15 protein-coding genes are annotated in these 17,615 nt (G+C 67.2%); 11 read left to right on the top strand and 4 right to left on the bottom strand.

The genetic code is table 11. From position 1 onward, the window contains the following. Positions 1-59: 59 nt before the first annotated feature. A complete protein-coding gene (locus ACSFA2_RS22615; protein WP_435457573.1) occupies positions 60-1,337 on the top strand; it encodes an MFS transporter in 1,278 nt (425 codons plus the stop codon). Here ACSFA2_RS22615 and ACSFA2_RS22610 read toward each other — a convergent pair. After that, entirely contained in the window at positions 1,334-2,575 is a 1,242-nt protein-coding gene (locus tag ACSFA2_RS22610) for a YbfB/YjiJ family MFS transporter (RefSeq protein WP_435457572.1), read from the bottom strand. The two genes, ACSFA2_RS22615 and ACSFA2_RS22610, sit on opposite strands and share 4 nt — an antisense overlap. A 154-nt stretch (positions 2,576-2,729) precedes the next feature. Between ACSFA2_RS22610 and ACSFA2_RS22605 the strand changes: the two genes are divergently transcribed. The 9 genes from ACSFA2_RS22605 to ACSFA2_RS22565 all read left to right on the top strand — a co-directional run bounded on the left by ACSFA2_RS22605 (position 2,730) and on the right by ACSFA2_RS22565 (position 12,463). Then, positions 2,730-3,602: a LysR family transcriptional regulator gene (locus ACSFA2_RS22605; protein WP_435457571.1), complete on the top strand. Its 873-nt coding sequence runs from the start codon at positions 2,730-2,732 to the stop codon at positions 3,600-3,602. A gap of 1,209 nt (positions 3,603-4,811) precedes the next feature. Further along, positions 4,812-6,893: a hypothetical protein gene (locus ACSFA2_RS22600; protein ID WP_435457570.1), complete on the top strand. Its 2,082-nt coding sequence runs from the start codon at positions 4,812-4,814 to the stop codon at positions 6,891-6,893. Between the two features lie 145 nt (positions 6,894-7,038). Beyond that, positions 7,039-7,236 carry a hypothetical protein gene (locus ACSFA2_RS22595; RefSeq protein WP_435457569.1) on the top strand — a complete coding sequence of 66 codons (198 nt, stop codon included), beginning with the start codon at positions 7,039-7,041 and terminating at the stop codon, positions 7,234-7,236. Between the two features lie 310 nt (positions 7,237-7,546). Further along, positions 7,547-8,215 carry a nitroreductase gene (locus ACSFA2_RS22590; protein ID WP_435457568.1) on the top strand — a complete coding sequence of 223 codons (669 nt, stop codon included), beginning with the start codon at positions 7,547-7,549 and terminating at the stop codon, positions 8,213-8,215. After that, entirely contained in the window at positions 8,205-10,076 is a 1,872-nt protein-coding gene (locus ACSFA2_RS22585; protein ID WP_435457567.1) for a PhoX family protein, read from the top strand. The genes ACSFA2_RS22590 and ACSFA2_RS22585 overlap by 11 nt, the downstream gene beginning before the upstream one ends. Before the next feature lie 23 nt (positions 10,077-10,099). After that, positions 10,100-10,489: a DUF488 domain-containing protein gene (locus tag ACSFA2_RS22580; RefSeq protein ID WP_435457566.1), complete on the top strand. Its 390-nt coding sequence runs from the start codon at positions 10,100-10,102 to the stop codon at positions 10,487-10,489. A 7-nt stretch (positions 10,490-10,496) separates the two neighbouring features. Beyond that, the gene (locus tag ACSFA2_RS22575; RefSeq protein ID WP_435457565.1) at positions 10,497-11,399 is read left to right on the top strand and encodes a CoA transferase; all 903 of its coding nucleotides are present in this window, start codon (positions 10,497-10,499) and stop codon (positions 11,397-11,399) included. 148 nt (positions 11,400-11,547) lie between these two features. After that, entirely contained in the window at positions 11,548-11,799 is a 252-nt protein-coding gene (locus ACSFA2_RS22570; RefSeq protein WP_140837985.1) for a hypothetical protein, read from the top strand. A gap of 58 nt (positions 11,800-11,857) precedes the next feature. Continuing rightward, the gene (locus ACSFA2_RS22565) at positions 11,858-12,463 is read left to right on the top strand and encodes a DUF1294 domain-containing protein (RefSeq protein ID WP_435457564.1); all 606 of its coding nucleotides are present in this window, start codon (positions 11,858-11,860) and stop codon (positions 12,461-12,463) included. 3 nt (positions 12,464-12,466) lie between these two features. Here ACSFA2_RS22565 and ACSFA2_RS22560 read toward each other — a convergent pair whose 3' ends face one another. Then, positions 12,467-14,575: an esterase-like activity of phytase family protein gene (locus ACSFA2_RS22560; protein WP_435457563.1), complete on the bottom strand. Its 2,109-nt coding sequence runs from the start codon at positions 14,573-14,575 to the stop codon at positions 12,467-12,469. 233 nt (positions 14,576-14,808) lie between these two features. On the opposite strand from ACSFA2_RS22560, the gene ACSFA2_RS22555 reads away from it, so the two are divergent. After that, the gene (locus ACSFA2_RS22555) at positions 14,809-15,354 is read left to right on the top strand and encodes a DUF4256 domain-containing protein (protein WP_435457562.1); all 546 of its coding nucleotides are present in this window, start codon (positions 14,809-14,811) and stop codon (positions 15,352-15,354) included. Positions 15,355-15,447: 93 nt separating this feature from the next. Here the strand turns inward: ACSFA2_RS22555 and ACSFA2_RS22550 are convergent, their stop codons facing one another. Further along, positions 15,448-16,176 carry a hypothetical protein gene (locus ACSFA2_RS22550; RefSeq protein WP_435457561.1) on the bottom strand — a complete coding sequence of 243 codons (729 nt, stop codon included), beginning with the start codon at positions 16,174-16,176 and terminating at the stop codon, positions 15,448-15,450. 153 nt (positions 16,177-16,329) lie between these two features. Then, positions 16,330-17,490: an IS30 family transposase gene (locus tag ACSFA2_RS22545; protein ID WP_435457680.1), complete on the bottom strand. Its 1,161-nt coding sequence runs from the start codon at positions 17,488-17,490 to the stop codon at positions 16,330-16,332. Positions 17,491-17,615 lie beyond the last annotated feature (125 nt).

The following is a 17,615-nucleotide window of genomic DNA, read 5'->3' as shown; positions in this document are numbered from 1 at the left end:
GGGCCAGCGCCGCAGCATCGAGCGCATCGCGGCACGCCGCCTCTCGAAACGCTCGCACCATGTCACCCTCGTCCCCCGCCCCCCACTTCTACGGGAACACCGTCGTTCGCGCGGCCTTCGTCGTCGCGCTGTTCGGCTGGGGGGTCGGGTTCTACGGCCCGCCGGTCTTCCTGCATGCAGTGCTTGTGCGCACGGGCTGGTCGCTGACGCTGGTGTCCGCCGCCGTCACCTTTCACTTCCTGTTCGGTGCAGGTGTCGTCGCCTTGCTGCCGCGGATCCACCGGCGATTTGGCGTTGCAACCACCACCCTGGCCGGCGCCATCGCGCTGGCCATCGGCGTCCTGGGCTGGGCAGCGGCTGACGAGCCGTGGCAGCTCTTCGTCGCCGCCCTGCTCACCGGCGGGGGCTGGGTGCCGCTGGGTGCGGCGGGCATCAATGCGATCGTCTCGCCCTGGTTCGCCGACCGACGGCCCCTCGCGCTGGCCAAGGCCTACAACGGCGCCAGTGTGGGCGGCATGGTGTTCTCGCCACTGTGGGCCGTCCTGATCGACCGTGTCGGCTTCCCGGCCGCCGCCATGATGGTGGGGCTGGCCATGGTCGCCGTGGTGATGTCCATCGCGACACGTGAACTCGCACGAACGCCCACGAGCGAAGACCAGCCCGCGCGTGCCGGCACTTGCTTGGCGCCGGGTGCCACCACCCATCCGACGCTCTGGCGCGACCGCCGATTCCTGACGCTCGCCGCCGCGATGTCGATGGGCCTCTTTGCCCAGATCGGGCTGATCGCCCAACTCTTCTCGTTGATGGCGCCCGACATGGGACCCCGGCTGGCGGGCGGGGTCATGGCGCTGGCGACCGGCTGCGGCATGGGCGGCCGCTTGATCATGGCGCGGCTGCTGGTGGGGCGCACCGATCGACGCCGCGCCGCAGCGGCCAGCTACGCCATGCAGGCCATCGGCACGCTGCTCCTGTGGATCGCCGGGCCGGAACATCTCGCACTTTTCCTGCTGGGCGTCGTGCTCTTCGGGCTCGGCATCGGCAACGCCACCTCGCTGCCGCCACTCATTGCGCAAGCGGAGTTCGCGCCGGTCAACGTGCCACGCGTGGTGGCGCGGAGCGTGGCGCTTTCGCAAGCGCTCTACGCGTTCGCGCCGGCCGCGCTGGCTGGATTGATGGTCGGCGGCTCTCGCGCAGCGCCGTCGTGGGGCGTCGACACCGGGGGCTACTTCTTCGTGATCGTCGCGCTGCAGGTCTTCGCTGCAGGGTGCGTCTGGGCCGGGAGGCGCCCGGTGTGCCCGCAGAACGGGGCGATCCGGACGAACCGCATCGGCCTCTAGCCCTGGCAGGCCGGGCGCGGTGCCTTGCGGCGCACCGCGAACGGACTGCCCAGGTCGGCCAGCAGCGCGACGACCAGCGCCGCCGCCGCGAGGATGAACAGCAGCCGATGGTTGCCGCCGCTTGCGTTGAACAGCGCCGAGAAGGCATAGCCGGCCGCTGCCTGGAAGGCCGCGAAGACCGTGGTGGCGCGGCTCCAGACCAGGTTCTGCCGCACCGCGCTGTGCGGGGCCGATTCATGCACCCGTGCCAGCACCAGCGGCACGATGCCCGGCGGGAAGGTGCCGATGACGACCGTGAGCACGGCAAGCACAACGAGGTTGCTGGTGCCGTACGCGCAGGCCAGCGCCAGCGCCTGCACGACCAGCGCCAGCCGCACCGCCGGGCGCGGGCCCATGCGGTCGGCCAGCAGGCCATAGAGCGGTGGGCCGACGATCGCGCCCACGCCGTAGAGCACCCAGAACAAGGACCCGAGATGCGCGCCGGCGCCGAGCCCGCGCGCGATGAAGTCCACCAGGAACACCATCGGCGCCACCAGGCCGACGGCCATCAACGCGTACTGCGCGTACAGCACGCGCAAGCCGGGCCCGGTCGGTGCGTGGGTTGCGGCTGCAGGGGCCGGTGCGGCCGTGTCGACGGAGCCGGACCGGCCGGACGCAGGCCACGCGAACCAGCTGGCCGCGGCGAGCAGGCCGGAGACGCCCGCCAGCCCGAGCCAGGTGCCGCGCAGGCCCAGGTGCAGCAGCAGCGGCACCAGCGTGCCGGAAGCCGCCACGCCCAGGCCGACACCGAGGAAGATCGCGCCGCTCGCGAGGCCCTTGCGCGCCGGGGGAACGTGCGGCAGCACCGTGGCCGCCACCAGCACCATGATGGTGCCGCCGGCCACGCCGGACACCAGGCGCCATGCGAAGAACCAGGCCAGCGAGAGCGGGAACGCGCAGCCGACGAAGGCCGCCGTGACCCCAACCATCATCCAGCGCAGCGTGGCGGTGTTGCCGATGCGCCCGGCGATCGGCCGGCCCAGCAGGGCGCCCACCAGGTAGCCCGCGAGATTCGCCGCGCCGAGGGTGACGACATCGGCCGCCGCGAACCAGTGAGCCTCGATCAGCGGCGGAATCAGCGGGGTGTAGCCGAAGCGGGCCAGCCCGATGCCCACGAGGCTGGCGCACAGCCCCGCGAAGATGTGGCGCCAGGCCGCGCGCGGGTCGGTCCGGGCCGGGGCGAGAGAGGTGGTGGACATGGTCCCGATTCCTTCGAGCGCCGCGCGATCGATCGAGAAGGGATCGTTGAATCGTGCGGCGGTACGTCCAGGAAAGTGTAGGCATCGAATCAATGCAAAAGTGCGGCATGATTGCCGCTGAGCAATGCATATTTGCATCACTTCGAGGCGCTTCATGAACTGGGATGACACCCGTATCTTTCTGGCGGTCCAACGCGAACGCACGCTGCGGCGCGCCGCCAAGACGCTGGACCTCGACCAGGCCACGGTGGGCCGGCGCGTCGCCGCGCTGGAGCTGGCGCTGGGCGCCAAGCTCTTCCTGCGCGCGTCGGACGGCTATGCGCTCACGTCCGCTGGCGAAACCGCGCTGAAGTCTGCCGAGAAGATGGAGCAGTTCGCCAACGACCTGGTGCGCCAGTCGCAGGGTGTCGACAACCGGCTCGCGGGCGAGGTGCGCGTGACCACCACCGATTCGATCGCCGTCGAGTTCCTGATCCCCGCCATCGGCCGCCTGCACGCAGAGCACCCCGAGGTGAAGGTGATGCTGAACACGACGACGCAGCTGCTGAGCCTGGCCAAGCGCGAGGCCGACGTCGCGGTGCGCACCGCGAAGCCGGAGAACCCCGACCTGATCGCGCGCCGCCTCGCGCGCTGGCCCATCGGCCTGTTCGCGTCCAAGGCCTACCTGAAGCGGCACGGCGAACCGGTGGCGGGCACCGCCTTCGCCGGCCATGACTTGGTGGTGTACCAGCCGCACCTGAGCGCCAACCGGGCGCACACGCTGGTCGGCGAGCCGCTGCAGGGCGGTCGCATGGTGTCGGGCGTCTATTCGAGCCTGATGCTGCGCGCGATGATCAAGGCCGGGATCGGCATGGGCGAGCTGCCGCTGCCGTTCGGCGAGCGGGACGGCCTCGTGCGCGTGTGGCCCGAGCGCAGCACCACCGTGCCCTACGACGTGTGGCTCGTCACCCACCAGGACCTGCGGCACACGGCGCGCATCCGGGCGCTGATCGACGAGATCGTGGCCGCCTTCAAGCAGAACGCCTGACGCTTGCAGGAAGGCCGCAGTGGCGTCGGTCGCCTGGCACGCCGCGCCGGGATCGATGACGCGGCCAGGGCCTGTCGGGCGCCAGACAGCGACGACGGTCTCACCCGCTGAGCGCCATGAATTGGGGCGGCGAAGCGCCGACAGCTCCTGATTAAGCAATTAGTTAATCGGCGAAGTAATACGAATTACCTCCCGATAGTACTAAATAGCCATTTAATAAATATTTAAATATTTTAAATATCCAAATATTTGCATTTTTGTTGCCGAAATATCAGGTTCGGTTCAGAATCAGCCTGTCTGTAGGACAAGATCCCCGGTGAGGGTAATGCAAATTCCTCTCATTCGGCATGAATATAACTAATTTGGGTTCATGTCACGACAGTGCCTATTTCACGTTTTGTGAAGTAGGAAAAGGGCGCCTTCGGTCGCAGAGGCGCTTTACCCCTTCGGGCACTGCGTCAGGGCTCGCCTGACCTCGCTTCGCCCGCACTTTTTTCCTTCGACCCAGGCGTGACGCCGGGTGTTTCGTAAACGGCTTTAGATCAGCTGTTGGCCGCGTCTTGCGCGCAATTTGTTTAAGACCTTATTTAGGAAATTATTTTGTCAAAAAAATTAATTGACGCACGCTTGGGCACTCTCGTTGCATTTGCCATTAGCATGCCGTTTTCTGCCTCTGCGCAAACACCAGCGTTGGCCGGCCAAAGCGGTTCTTTCACTTTGGCTTCCGCCACTGTGGTGAGCTACGGTGCGAATGGCATGTTCAACAGCAAGACGCTAGGCGCAGGAACTTATGTTTGCGGCGATCAGTTGTTCGGCGACCCGGCAAAGGGCGTACCGAAGGCCTGTTATGTATCGGCATCGCCAAGCTCTGAACCGGCTTCAACTCCCACTTCCAATTCCAATTCCACAGCGCTCACGATGCTGACCGGACAAAGCGGTTCGTTCAAGCTGACTTCAACCTCCGCCGTTGCCTACGGCTGGGGTGTCCTCATGACCCAGAAGTCGCTTGCCAGCGGCACTTATGTCTGTGGTGACCAACTCTTCGGTGATCCCGCACCAGGCAAGCCGAAGGCCTGTTATGCAGTCGCAACCCCAGGTGCTCCGACAACTGGCGCTTCCACCGCGCAGCTGAAGGAGATCACCGGTCAAAGTGGCCGTTTCACGCTGACGACGACAACAGGCGTCGTGTACGGGCGTGGGACCCAGACGGTGACCAAGGTGCTCGCTGCGGGCACCTACACCTGCGGCGACCCGCTGTTCGGCGATCCAGCACCGGGCGTGAGCAAGTCCTGCTACACGGCCGCCACGTCCACCCCCGGCACGCCAGCGCCCGCTCCGGCACCCGCGCCGAGCCCCGCACCCGCTCCGGCCCCTGCCCCTGCCCCTGCGCCTGCCACCCCGAACGTGCTGGGCATTTCCGGCGACGTGATGGTCAACGGCGCGGTGTCGAACGCGGAGTACCAGGCCATGGCGCAGAAGATGGGTACCGACGCGGCCATCGCCTACCGCTACGGCCCGTCCTCGACGGACTACGGCACTGCCACGCAGGGCGGCCTGCCGACCTACGGCAAGCGCCCCGACCAGTCGATGAACATGGTGTCGATCCAGAACCCCAACGGCCGAGGCAACCGCGGTTGTGGCTGGACGAGCTGGTGCGGCAACTGGCAAGTCGGCGGGTCACTTGACTACGAACCGGGCGACTTCAGCTCGAGCATCCTGAACTTCGGCTACATCGCCGACGCCACGCCCGACGCCAGCTTCTACAAGAAGTCCTACGCCCCGGGCCTGGGCTCCGTGCAGGCCATCAACGTGGCGCACAACACGATGTCGGTCGAGCCCGAGCCGAGCTGGACACGCTACGACGGTCCCTCCAACGACGGCGGCGCGCTCGATGCGAGCATCGTCTCCTACCTCAAGAGCTTCCCGCTCGACAAGCCGGTGGCGCTGGGCAAGTGCTATGGCCGCGGCGGCTGGTGCACCAACACCCTGGCGGTCTACGCCGACGGCCGCATCGTGAGCGTCGGCAGCAACACCGCCAGCACGCAGGTCAGCACGCAGTTGCCCTCGGGCAAGGTGCCCACGGCCATCACCATCACCAACAGCGGTGAGTTCGCCCTGGTGACCGTGTGGGACACGGCCGCCATGCGCGGACAGGTCGCCGTGCTGGCGCTGGGTGACGGTTGCCAGAACTGCACCATGGCCAACGAATCCCAATGGAGCGGCAACTGGGGCAACTGGAAGCGTTCCTACCCGGGCCTGCCGGGGCTGGGCAACTACAACTTCATCAAGCTCGTCGGCTTCGTGGACCTGCCCGAGAGCATGCGAGCGCCGACGGAGATCTCCGTGTCCACCGGTTTGGCCAACAACGACTATCAGCTGGTTCGCCGCTACTTCGACACCGACCTCGACAATGCCAGCGTTCGCGCCCGCTACTTCAACGGCGACCTGGCCAACGCCTACGCCCGCACCGGCATGGCGGTGGTGATCTCGAAGTCGGAAAAGCGCGCCGCGTTCGTCGACCTGCGCCCGCTCCTGGCGTACTACAAGCAGCAGTACTTCGGTCAATCGCAGTCGGGCTTCAACAGCATGATCGCCAACCGTGGCACGCAGCCATCGCAGTGGCCGTACACCTTCGACGTGGCGCCGAGCCAGAAGCCGTCGGTGATCAAGGTGATGGACCTGGACAACCGGCCGACGGCCGTGAAGGTGGCGCTGGCCGCACCGTTCCGCGCGTTCATCGCCACGCAAGAAGGCAAGCTGCGCGTGTTCGACCTCGGGTCGGGCTACCTGAACCAGCAGGCCGGCGGCTCGCCGTCGGACATCGTGGAACGCTTCTCCGTGGCCGTCGGGCGCAACCCGACCGGCCTCACCTACGCCAAGGAAAAGGCGTTCGTCGCCGCGACTGACACCTATCCCAACACGGTGGAGCGCGAGGTGATCGTGACGTCACGCGGCGACCGGAAGATCCAGTGGGTTCGCTTCGATGCCAACATCAACGCGGGTTCCGTGGCACGCACGCTGCAGGAAAGCCGGATGGTCGACCCGATCTCGACGGAAGACACCGACAACCACGGCACCGAAAGCTACGTGCTCAGCGTGGCCGACTACGGCGGCAAGGGCATCCACAACTTCCTGTACGGCACGATGGTCTGGCACACCTACGGAGCTTCGTCGGCTTGCTCGAAGGAGAAGGGCGGCTGCAAGCTGCTGAACAACGCGCCGTTCGAATACGGCGGCACGTTCAAGGTCCCGGGCAAGCCGTTCCACGCCATGGGCGCGAACATCAATTGATGTCGACGGGTGGTGCACACACCACCCATCCCCGACGCTGCACAACGCCCTGCCTGCCAGGCGCCTTTCGGCCACCTGGCGGGCTCCCGGCCGGGCGGCGACGGCGGTTGCACGCCCTTCATCCTCATTCAAGAAAGTAAACAACATGCCAGCCAAACTCAACGCGCTCGTGCTCCTGTCCATCGCCGCCCTGATCGGCGGCTGCGGTGGCGGCGGCAGCGACGGAGACGGAAACGATGCGGCGGTGTCCGGCTCCCCGACCGTGACCGAGCCGGTCGGCCAGGCATCGCCTTCATCGGCGCCGGCCAGCGGCAAGGACCAGCTCGAGCAGCGCACCAACTGATCCGCCGTGTGCCGTCGCCCGGCACGTCGGTCTACACAGACCCGTGTCGCCCCTTGTGCCTACAGGGGTGACGTCGAATTGCGGTCTCGCTCGGCGAGCGCGTTGTACGCGCACAGCGAACGTCCGCTTCCTCATGCATTCTGCAGTGCGGTCAACCGGCTGCTTCTGGCCACTTCCCGACGATTGTTCGGCTCAAGCCGCGGGACAGTTCTCTCAGCGCACGCCCTTGAGGTCCGTCTGGAGACGCGCTCGAAGCTCACATATCGCACCGGCGACGACGGCCGGCGGACGGGCGCGGCATCATCGGCGCATGCATCTCCACGACGCCATCGCCTCCCGCCGCTCGGTCCGCGCCTTTCTGCCCGACCCGGTGCCGGCCGACACCATCCGCCGCGTGCTCGAACGCGCCGCGCGCGCGCCGTCCGGCGGCAACCTGCAGCCGTGGCACGTGGATGTGCTCACGCGCGAACCGCTGGCGGCGCTCAAGGCCCGCATGCAGGTGCTGCTCGCGGCGGGCACGCAGGAGACGCCCGCCTATGCGGTGTATCCGCCGGACCTGCCGTCGCCCTGGCGCGAGCGCCGCTTCCAGATCGGCGAGCAGATGTACGCGCGGCTCGGCATTCCGCGCGAGGACAAGGCCGCGCGGCGCCGCTGGTTCGCGCGCAACTTCGCCTTCTTCGACGCGCCGATGGCGCTCTTCTGTTCGGTCGAGCGCTTCATGGGCCCGCCGCAGTGGGCCGACCTCGGCATGTACCTGCAGACGGTGATGCTGCTGCTGCGCGCCGAAGGGCTGGACAGCTGCGCGCAGGAATGCTGGGCGATGTACCCCGAGACGATCGGCCAGGCGATCGCCCTGCCGCCGGGGCGCATGCTCTTCTCGGGCATGGCGATCGGCTTGGCGGATACGGCGCATCCGCTGGACGGCCTGGTGAGCGAGCGCGCCCCGCTCGAGGAAACGGTGCGCTTCCATGGCGTCTGACGACCGCGTGCTCGACCGCCGCGGCTTCCTGCAGGCCGGCGTGGCCGCCACGGTCGCGTTGATGGGCGCGGGCTGCGCGGCGCCGGGCCGCGCCGACCCGGCCCTGCTGGGCTTCGGCGCGGTGCCGTCCACGCTGCACGACGGCATCACGCTGCCGCCCGAGTACCGTGCCCAGGTGCTGTACCCCTGGGGCACGCCGACCGGCATCGCCGGCGCGATGCCGGCCTTCGCGCCCGATGGCAGCAACAGCGCCGACGACCAGGCGGTGCAGGCCGGCATGCACCACGACGGCATGCACTTCTTTCCGCTCGGCAGCGACGGCACGCGCGGCCTGCTGGTGATGAACCACGAGTACACCGACGAGCGGCTGCTCCACACCGACGGCGTCGGCCGCTGGACAGCCGAGAAGGTCCGCAAGTCGCTGCATGCGATGGGCGTGTCGGTGATCGAGATCGAGCGCACGGCCGACGGCTGGCGGCAGGTGCTGCCGTCGCGTTCTGCGCGGCGCATCCACGGCGCCACGCCGATGCGCATCGCCGGGCCAGCCGCCGGCTCGCCCTGGCTGCGCACGGCGGCCGACCCCACGGGCAAGCAGGTGCTCGGCACCTTCGCCAACTGCGCGATGGGCGTCACGCCCTGGGGCACCTACCTCAGCTGCGAGGAGAACTTCCACGGCTACTTCGGCGGCCCGGCGGATGCGGCCGCGCGCATCACGCCAGCGCAGCGCCGCTACGGCACGGTGCCCGGCGCGCAGTGGGTCGAGTACTGGCGCTTCGACGAACGCTTCGACCTGTCGAAGCAGCCGAACGAGGCACACCGCTTCGGCTGGGTGGTCGAGATCGACCCCTTCGACCCGGCCAGCACGCCGGTCAAGCGCACCGCGCTGGGCCGCAAGCGTCAGGAGAGCGCGACCTGCACGCTGACCAAGGACGGCCGCGTGGCGGTCTACATGGGCGACGACGCGGCCTTCGAGTACATCTACAAGTTCGTCAGCCGCGAGAAGGTCCGCCCCGGCGAGGACGCCGCGGCGCGCGCCGCGAACCGCATGCTGCTCGACGACGGCACGCTCCACGTCGCGCGCTTCGATGCCGATGGCCGCGGCCGCTGGCTCGAGCTCGTGCACGGCCGCGGCGGGCTGGACGCCGCACACGGCTTCGCCGGCCCCGACGAAGTGCTGCTGCATGCCCGGCTCGCGGCCGATGTGGTCGGCGCGACGAAGATGGACCGGCCCGAATGGATCGCGGTTCACCCGCGCACCGGCGAGGTCTACGTCACGCTCACCAACAACAGCCAGCGCGGCGCCGCTGGCAAGCCGGCAATCGACGCCGCCAACCCGCGCGGCCCCAACCTCTTCGGCGGCATCCTGCGCTGGCGCGAAGACGGTGGCGACGCGGCCAGCACCGGCTTCGCCTGGGACCACTTCGTGCAGGCCGGCGACCCGGCCCTGCCCGACATCGGCGCACGCTACCCGCGGGCCGACGACGACGCCTTCGGCTCGCCCGACGGGCTGCACTTCGACAGCGGCGGGCTGCTGTGGATCCAGACCGACATGAGCGGCCAGGCGATCGGCACCGGCGCCCATGCCGCGCTGGGCAACAACCAGCTGCTGTGCGCCGACCCGGCGAGCGGACGCATCCGACGCTTTCTCGTCGGGCCGAACGGCTGCGAGATCACGGGCTGCGTCGTGACGCCCGACCGCCGCACGCTGTTCGTCAACGTGCAGCACCCCGGCGAGCGCCGCGACGATGGCACCGGTGCGCTCAGCAGCGCCTGGCCCGACGGCACGCTGCCGGCCAGCACGCGACCGCGCTCGGCCACGGTGGTGGTGCAGCGGCGCGACGGCGGCGTCGTCGGCACCTGAACACGCACCTCAAGGAGACATCCATGGCCATCCGCATCATTCGTCTCGGCAGTCCACGTGCGCCCGGCGAGGGCCTGCGCATCGGCACGGTTCGGCGCCCGCCGCGCGGCGTGCCGAAGACCGCGTTCGCCGCCCAGGACTGGTACGACGTGTGGTACCCGAACCTCGCGCCCTCGGCCGAGACGATGAAGCTCGGCCAGGCCGCCGAAACGCCGGCGCAGTGGGCCGGCTTCACGCGCCTCTACCAGCGCGAGATGGCCGAGCCCGATGCCAGCCGCACCCTCGACCTGCTGGCCGCGCTGTCGCACCACGGCGCGATGGCGGTCGGCTGTTATTGCGAAGACGCGGCGCGTTGCCACCGCTCACTGCTGCGCGACCTCCTGGCGCAACGCGGCGCCGCCATCATCGACTGACCTTGCCATGACCATTCCGGCCTTCGCCCCCCTCGCCGGCACCCGCGTGCTGAGCCTCGCCCTCAACCTCCCCGGCCCCGCGGCGCTGATGCGCTGCCGCGCCATGGGCGCCGACTGCGTCAAGTTCGAGCCGCCCGCTGCGCCGGGCGCGTCGGCGGACCCGATGAGCCTCTACGCACCGGCGGCCTATGCCGAGATGCACGAAGGCATCGCGCACGTGCGGGGCGACCTCAAGACCGCAGAAGGTCGTGCCCAGCTCGGCATCGAGCTCGCGAGGACCGACGTGCTGATCACCTCCTTCCGGCCCTCTGCGCTCGACAAGCTGGGGCTCGGCTGGGAGGCGCTGCACGCCCGACATCCGCGCCTGTCGGTGGTCGCCATCGTCGGCGCCTCGGGTGCCCGCGCCGAAGAACCCGGCCACGACCTGACCTACCTGGCCGAGAGCGGCCTGGTCGCCGGTTGCGCGCTGCCGCCCACGCTCTACGCCGACATGGCGGGCTCGCTGATGGCGAGCGAGGCCGTGTTGCAGGCCCTGCTGCACCGCAGCATGCACGGCAGCGGCACGCGCATCGAGGTGGCGCTGTCGGCCGCCGCGCACTACCTCGCGCTGCCGCGTCAATGGGGACTCACCACGCCCGGCGGCTCGGTCGGCGGCGCGCATGCGGGCTACCGCGTCTACCCGTGCCGCGACGGGCGCGTCGCCCTCGCCGCGCTCGAGCCGCACTTCGCGCAGCGCCTGTGTGCAGCGGCAGGCCTGGGCGCCGAGGCGGGGAACGCGATGTTCCGGTCGTCCACGCATGCAGCGATCGCGGCCTTCCTGCAAAGGCTGGACTGCGACGAGATCGAAGCGATCGCCAGGCAGCACGACCTGCCGCTGCACATCCTGCGCGACGAGGCCGAGCCGGGGTAGGCCCAAAGTGTCGAACCGTCACAAAACTGTCACATGAGAGTTGCGACAATCCCTCGATTCCCGGCCGTCGCAAGCGTCGTCATTCAACCGGACAAACCCGGAGACCACGGCCCCGGGTCTGCCGCCATCCCCCTTTGAAGGATCACTCGTGAACGCCATCAAATCTGCCCGCAAATTCATCGTCGCCAACCCTTCGAGCGAGTCGGCACGCACGCTCGCGCAGCTCGTGCTCGCGCTCGAATCCGAAACCCAATTCAACGTCGCCGATCTCTACAAGCTCGACCTCGAGACCTTCGACATCGCCATCGACATCCTCAAGGAATGGCGCATCGACCGCTACTACGCCGGCAAGGCGAAGCTGTTCGACCTGTCGATGCAGGTGACCGGCCTGCCAAGCTGAGTCGCAGCAGTCCGTACGCCCCGCAAAAGAGCCCGCCCCTTCGGCGGGCTCTTTGCATTTGAGTGGTCAAGGAGACGATTTCGTCGACCGCGGCGTGGCGCCGCAGGTCGGCATGGCGCTGCGCTTCGAGGAGATCCACGTCGGCGGCAAAGGGCCGCGCGCGGTGGCGGTCGAGGCGATCGGGGCGACGCTTCGCCGCCCGGCCAGTTCGCCGCCACCGATGCCGGCCGATGCGCACCGCCGTCGCCCTGCTGCGCCGAAACGCGCCCGCCGGCGCGATGCCGCCCCCGCGCCATCGTCCGCCTGGCCCTTTCTCGTGCTGGCCCTCGGCTACGCGGCGCTGGTGGGCTATGGCGTCTGGGTGTCGCGCATTCCAGCGATCGCCGTGGGCGTGCTGTTGCCGCTCAGCCTTCTCACCTTCTTCGTCTACGGCTTCGACAAGCACGCAGCCGAGACCGGGCGCTGGCGCACGCAGGAAAGCACCCTTCACCTGCTGGCGCTGATCGGCGGCTGGCCCGGTGCCTGGTGCGCGCAGCGCCTGTTCCGCCACAAGGTGCGCAAGGCGAGCTTCATGACGCTCTACTGGGCGACGGCGCTGGCGGACATCGCCGCAGCCGTGGCCTGGCTCGGCCGGTTGCTGCCGGCCGGCCTCACGGCCCTGTAGCCCTCAGGGCGCGACGCCGGGCACCCGCAGCGTCGACAAGGCCGTGTCGAAGCGAAGCATCCAGAAGCGCGTCGGCCGCTCGAGGTCGCTGCCGCGTGCGATGCGCGCGCCGACCACGCCGGCCGGGCAGCCCGAGACGATGGCACCGGCCGCATCGACCGTGCAGTCCTCCATGCTGCCCGCCACGGTCTTGCCGTTGGCATCGAGCAGGATGGTGCTCACGCCGAAGTCGTTGTCGTTGACCAGTGCCAGCGTGTGGTCGTCGACCAGCGCCAGCCCTTCGGCCTTCTCGGCGAGCCAGCCCAGCGCGTTGAGGTCCAGCAGCTCGGTCTTGCGCAGCGTGACGACGCCGGCATAGTCGACGCCGTTCGAGGCGGCCTGCGTGATGCTGCTGATCTCCAGGTTCTGATCCATGGCGGCGATGTTGGTCGCATCGGCGGGCACCTCGACCAGGAACAGCTTGTTCATGACCTTGCCGTCGCTCTTGCGCGCGCCCTGCTCGATCACGATGAAGCGGCCGTTGCCCAGGCTCACCAGGTCGCCGAGCTTGGCGTTGCCGGTGCGGTCCTTGTCGTACAGGCTGCCGTCGATCGGATAGGCGTAGAGCTTCGAAGTCTCGGTGGTCGGATCGAACTCAAGCCAGCGCGCGAACTTCGCAATGTGGCGCACGTCGGTGTTCTTGCCGCCCGGTGGCTTCGCCTGGATCGACTTGCCCGCACTGTCGCGCGGATCGATCGGGCTCTGCAGGTAGCCGTGCAGCTTGCCGCTGGCCACATCGAGCGCCAGGCCTTCCATGCCGCGGTTCGGCCGGCGCAGCGCCAGCACCATCGGCAGGTCGGCCGCGCCGTTGCCGGGGCCATAGCGCTTCTCGACGATGCCGGTGTCGATGGCAATGCGCGCCACGAAGGGGCCGTACTCGTCGCTGGTCCACAGCACCTTGCGCGCCTTGTCGAGCACCATCGTCTCGGGGTCGAGGCCATTGGCGTCGAAGTTGGCCTTGGTGGCGTCGAACACGTACTTGTCGGTCAGCGGCGTCTCGCCGGTGGCGCCGACGCCGGTCTGCGGCGGCAGGCCCGTGAGCTTCCTGTCGGCGTTCAGGCGCAGCGGCGTGCTCGACTGCAGCACCGCGCCGTTCGCACCCACCCGCACCACGCCGAAGCTCGGCGCGAAGGACGGCGCCGGGAACACCTTGCTGATGTTGAGCGTACCGGCCGCCGCACCCGGCACCGGTGCGTTCGGGCCGTCGCCGTTCGGGCCGCGGTCGGTGATGGCGTAGAACTCCAGCGCCCCATCGGCCGCCGTGCCCTTGAAGGCCAGGCCGGAACCGTAGGCCGGCAGGAAACCGTTCGGGAAGTCGGCGCGCGTCTTGGCGTTGTCGCCTTCGTACGGCACGTAGTACTTGGCATCGGCCTGCAGCTGGTAGCGCGAGACTTTCAGCGCCAGCGTGCCGAGCGCGTTGGTCTGCGTGGCCGATTCCTGGATGACGGTGTTGAGCTGCGCGGCGAGCGTGTTCTGGAAATGCTCGAGCGCCAGCGCGCGGCGGTTGGCATCCACCGTGCGGTCCGCATAGCTGGCGGGCAACGCGGCCAGCAGACCGTTGAGGGCGGTGTCGAACGACGCAGCAGGCGCGGTGAAGTCCAGGGCACCGGCCTTCAGCGCGGCGCGGAGTTCGGCCGTCAGACGGATCCCGTTGGAGGGGTCGCGGTCTTCGTCGAAGCTCTGCAACGCGAGCAGGCGATTGACCACGGCGTCGGCCTTCAGGTCGGTGCCGGCCGTCAGGGTCAGCGGCGTCACGGTCGTGCCGCAGGTCGCACTGCCGAGCACCAGGGCGCCGACGCTGAACTGCACGGTCTGGCCTTCTTCGCAGACGAAGTCGCCCTTGGCGCCGGTCTGAGCCTTCGCGCCGTTGCCTGCCACGTAGTCCAGTCCCTCGACGGCGGCATCGAGGAAGACGCCGTTGACGGTCTTGGCGACCGGCGCTGTGCCGGGGCCACCGCCGCTGCCCGCGGTGGCGGTTCCTCCGCCGTCTCCGCCACCGCAGGCCGCGACCAGAAGGGCCGTGGCGATGGACGCCAGCAGAGGCCGTCCCGAGATCGATTGTTGTTGTGTCATGTGCAGTTCCTGGGCAAGGGTGCCGCGCACCCGCGCGGCTGCGGGGATTAACCCCGAGCCTTGTGACAGGAAGGTGACGCTGCCCAGCGGCGGCGTGGGATGCACCGTGTGTTGAGCCCGCAGGATCGGAATCGCGGAGCCTTTCCCGCTAGAGCGCCTCTGGCCAACAACGGACATTCGAGCGCAGCACAATTCAGGCAGGGCATCCGATTCAAGGAACAGGAGCAAGCGAGATGAAGGCAGAACAACGCGAAGTGTTCATCGGTACGTTGAAACTGCGCTTCGAGCAACACAGGCACCGACACCCAGGCATCGACTGGGCCGACGTTCATGTTCGCTTGCAAGGCAGCCCGCAGAAGCTGAAGTCGCTCCATGCGATGGAGACGACCGGAGGCGAACCGGATGTCATCGGGGCTGCGGACGATGACGGCACCTACCTTTTCTGCGATTGCGCGGCCGAAAGTCCGCAGGGGCGCAGGAGCCTTTGCTTTGACGAAGAAGCGTTGCATTCCCGGAAACAGAACAAGCCGAAAGGCAGCGCCATCGACGTGGCTGCCGTCATGGGCGTGTCGCTGCTGACGGAGGTGCAATATCGCGCCCTTCAACAGTTCGGTGAGTTCGACTTGAAGACATCCAGCTGGGTGGCAACCCCGCCTGACGTCAGAAAGCTGGGCGGCGCGCTGTTTTGCGACAGACGGTACGGCAAGGTTTTCGTGTATCACAACGGCGCTGAGTCGTACTACGCCGCGCGAGGGTTTAGAGGCTCGATCAGTATCTGAGGCGAAGGGCTGGAGACGGCCAGGGGCGGCCCCTTAGAGTCGTCTGCTTCAGACTGATTGCAGAAGCTTAGGATGGACGACTGCTACCCGCGCTCACTTCGCTTCGTCCTCGATCATTCGTTGAAGCTTCTCCGCAATATCCGGCATGTCGAACCACTTAGATGCTGCCAGCGCAGCCCTTACTGCGGCCTCGAACAGCTCTGAGAGTGCTAACTGCTCACCATCGGCTTGAGGGACCGGGCCGATCTGTCCAGGAAGGCCGTCAGTGTGCTGGTTGGGACGGGTTGTTGGAGTCGGGTGGACATATTTCTCGCAAAACTCTGCGTACCAGTCCACGCCAACAAAGTCCGCCGACATTCCTTTCGCGAGAAGTGCCTTGCGAACGGCGGCGGGGCCAAAGCCATTGAGCCGCTCCTTCTTGGTGGCATTGAGCCACTTCGAGATAAGTGACTGATCTATTGTGAGTAGCAAAACAAGATTGTTGATTTCGCTCAGACCGCGAATAAGGTTAAGTGCCTCGTCGTACTGGCAGACACAGATCAATGTCCAGGAACTGACTCCGAGGTTGTAGGCACGACCAAACAGGGCTTCGAGGACGTGCGGGCCGCCATGGCACTGTCGATGGCAGGTTGCGGCTTGGTACAGGCAGGAAAGAGCCACGCTCAACGCCTTGGTCGGCGTGTCTGCGGGGTCTACCTGAGCGTACGCTCGCTTCAACAAATGGCTTTGTGGATGAGCAAGGCTGCTGAGGTGTTCCTCATCGGTGGGGATGGCAACTTGACTTGTCATAGCGAGCAGCTTAGCTCGCGCTGTGAGGCTCATCACCCCTCCATCATCCGGACTGCTGGCGCGTCACCGCAACGCCCGCCGGCATCGCTTACCGCCGCGCGGTGCTTGTAGTTCGTGCCCTCGTTCTGAACTTCGGCTTTCAGGCAGGCACTCTGGAGATTGTTCTGACGGCTGTGGGCGGCGGATTCAACCGGTCGATGCAACGGTCTGGCTGAACATCTCAGCCGGCGTTTGAAAGCCGAGGGTCTTTCTCGGCCTCTCATTCAATTGTCTCGCCAACGCATTGAGCTTGGCTTGTGAGTAGATCGAGATGTCGATACCCTTTGGCAGGTACTGCCTGAGCAAGCCGTTCGTGTTCTCGTTGCTGCCGCGTTGCCAAGGGCTTCGTGGATCACAGAAGTAGACCTGAATGTCAGTGGCGAGCGTGAAGCGCTTGTGGCCAGCCATCTCTTTGCCTCGATCCCACGTCAGCGATTTGTAGAGCTCTTGAGGGAGTTTTCGAGCGTTCTTGATCAGGGCGTTGACGACCGTTTCGGTGTCCTTGCCGTCCACTTTTACGAGCATGACGTACCGCGTCTGGCGCTCAACCAGCGTAGCGATCTGGCTGTTGTGGCTACCAAAGACCAGGTCTCCCTCCCAGTGACCTGGCACTGCGCGATCCTCTACCGACGCGGGCCGTTCGCTGATCGAGACGGCATCAACGATCTGCCCATGAATATCGGTCTTCTGCGTGTGATGCCGGGATCGGCGCATGCCGCGTGTGCGCCGCAAATGCTGCAGCAGTTCCTTCTTCAAGGCGCCACGCGCTTGGATGAAGACGCTGCGGTAGATGGTCTCGTGTGACACGTGGTGGCTCTCGTCGCACGGATAAGTATGCTTGAGCCACCCGGCGATCTGTTCCGGCGACCACAGCGCCCGAAGCTTGTCGGCCACGACACGCGCCAACGCTCTGTTCTCGACGAGCTTGCATTGCTTGGGACGCAGTGCACGATCCCAGGCAGCGCAATCTGCGTCTGTGGCCCGGTAGTCCAATCGCCCACCGTTGCGCTTGATCTCGCGACTGATCGTCGACGGCGCGCGCCCCAGCAAGGCAGAAATTGAGCGGATCGAGAAGCCAGCCACCACAGCGCGCGAGATCTCTTCGCGCTCAGCCAGCGTCAGTACCGTCGCACAGCGGCTGCGTGGCGGCGGCCGAAAGCCGCCAGTTCGCGAAAGGATTCCCTGCACTGACGTGTGGGATCGATTGAACAACTGGGCAATCTGATGGAGCGTCCAGCCTTGCTTCCATCGCTCCCACATCAATGCCTTCTGGGCGTCCGTATAGTAGGTTCGCGTCCGGTACTTCATCTGCAACATGAATCGCCCCGGGTTTTCTAGACACCTCTGAGCCTCAAACCTGAGGCCCAATAGGAGGTGCCATGAGCAAGCAGAGATACCCCGAAGAATTCAAGATCGAAGCGGTCAAGCAGATC

The organism is Variovorax cryoconiti, assembly GCF_051216395.1.
Lineage (GTDB): Bacteria > Pseudomonadota > Gammaproteobacteria > Burkholderiales > Burkholderiaceae_C > Variovorax.
This window is presented reverse-complemented; position numbering and strand designations above follow the sequence as displayed.

Excerpts from the sequence above, each read along its gene's own strand:
- ACSFA2_RS22605 (WP_435457571.1), top strand. The coding sequence starts at position 2,730 with ATGAACTGGGATGACACCCGTATCTTTCTGGCGGTCCAACGCGAACGC.
- ACSFA2_RS22580 (WP_435457566.1), top strand. The coding sequence starts at position 10,100 with ATGGCCATCCGCATCATTCGTCTCGGCAGTCCACGTGCGCCCGGCGAG.
- ACSFA2_RS22575 (WP_435457565.1), top strand. The coding sequence starts at position 10,497 with ATGACCATTCCGGCCTTCGCCCCCCTCGCCGGCACCCGCGTGCTGAGC.
- ACSFA2_RS22555 (WP_435457562.1), top strand. The coding sequence starts at position 14,809 with ATGAAGGCAGAACAACGCGAAGTGTTCATCGGTACGTTGAAACTGCGC.
- ACSFA2_RS22550 (WP_435457561.1), bottom strand. The coding sequence starts at position 16,176 with ATGAGCCTCACAGCGCGAGCTAAGCTGCTCGCTATGACAAGTCAAGTT.
- ACSFA2_RS22595 (WP_435457569.1), top strand. The coding sequence starts at position 7,039 with ATGCCAGCCAAACTCAACGCGCTCGTGCTCCTGTCCATCGCCGCCCTG.
- ACSFA2_RS22615 (WP_435457573.1), top strand. The coding sequence starts at position 60 with ATGTCACCCTCGTCCCCCGCCCCCCACTTCTACGGGAACACCGTCGTT.
- ACSFA2_RS22585 (WP_435457567.1), top strand. The coding sequence starts at position 8,205 with ATGGCGTCTGACGACCGCGTGCTCGACCGCCGCGGCTTCCTGCAGGCC.
- ACSFA2_RS22545 (WP_435457680.1), bottom strand. The coding sequence starts at position 17,490 with ATGAAGTACCGGACGCGAACCTACTATACGGACGCCCAGAAGGCATTG.
- ACSFA2_RS22590 (WP_435457568.1), top strand. The coding sequence starts at position 7,547 with ATGCATCTCCACGACGCCATCGCCTCCCGCCGCTCGGTCCGCGCCTTT.
- ACSFA2_RS22610 (WP_435457572.1), bottom strand. The coding sequence starts at position 2,575 with ATGTCCACCACCTCTCTCGCCCCGGCCCGGACCGACCCGCGCGCGGCC.
- ACSFA2_RS22560 (WP_435457563.1), bottom strand. The coding sequence starts at position 14,575 with ATGACACAACAACAATCGATCTCGGGACGGCCTCTGCTGGCGTCCATC.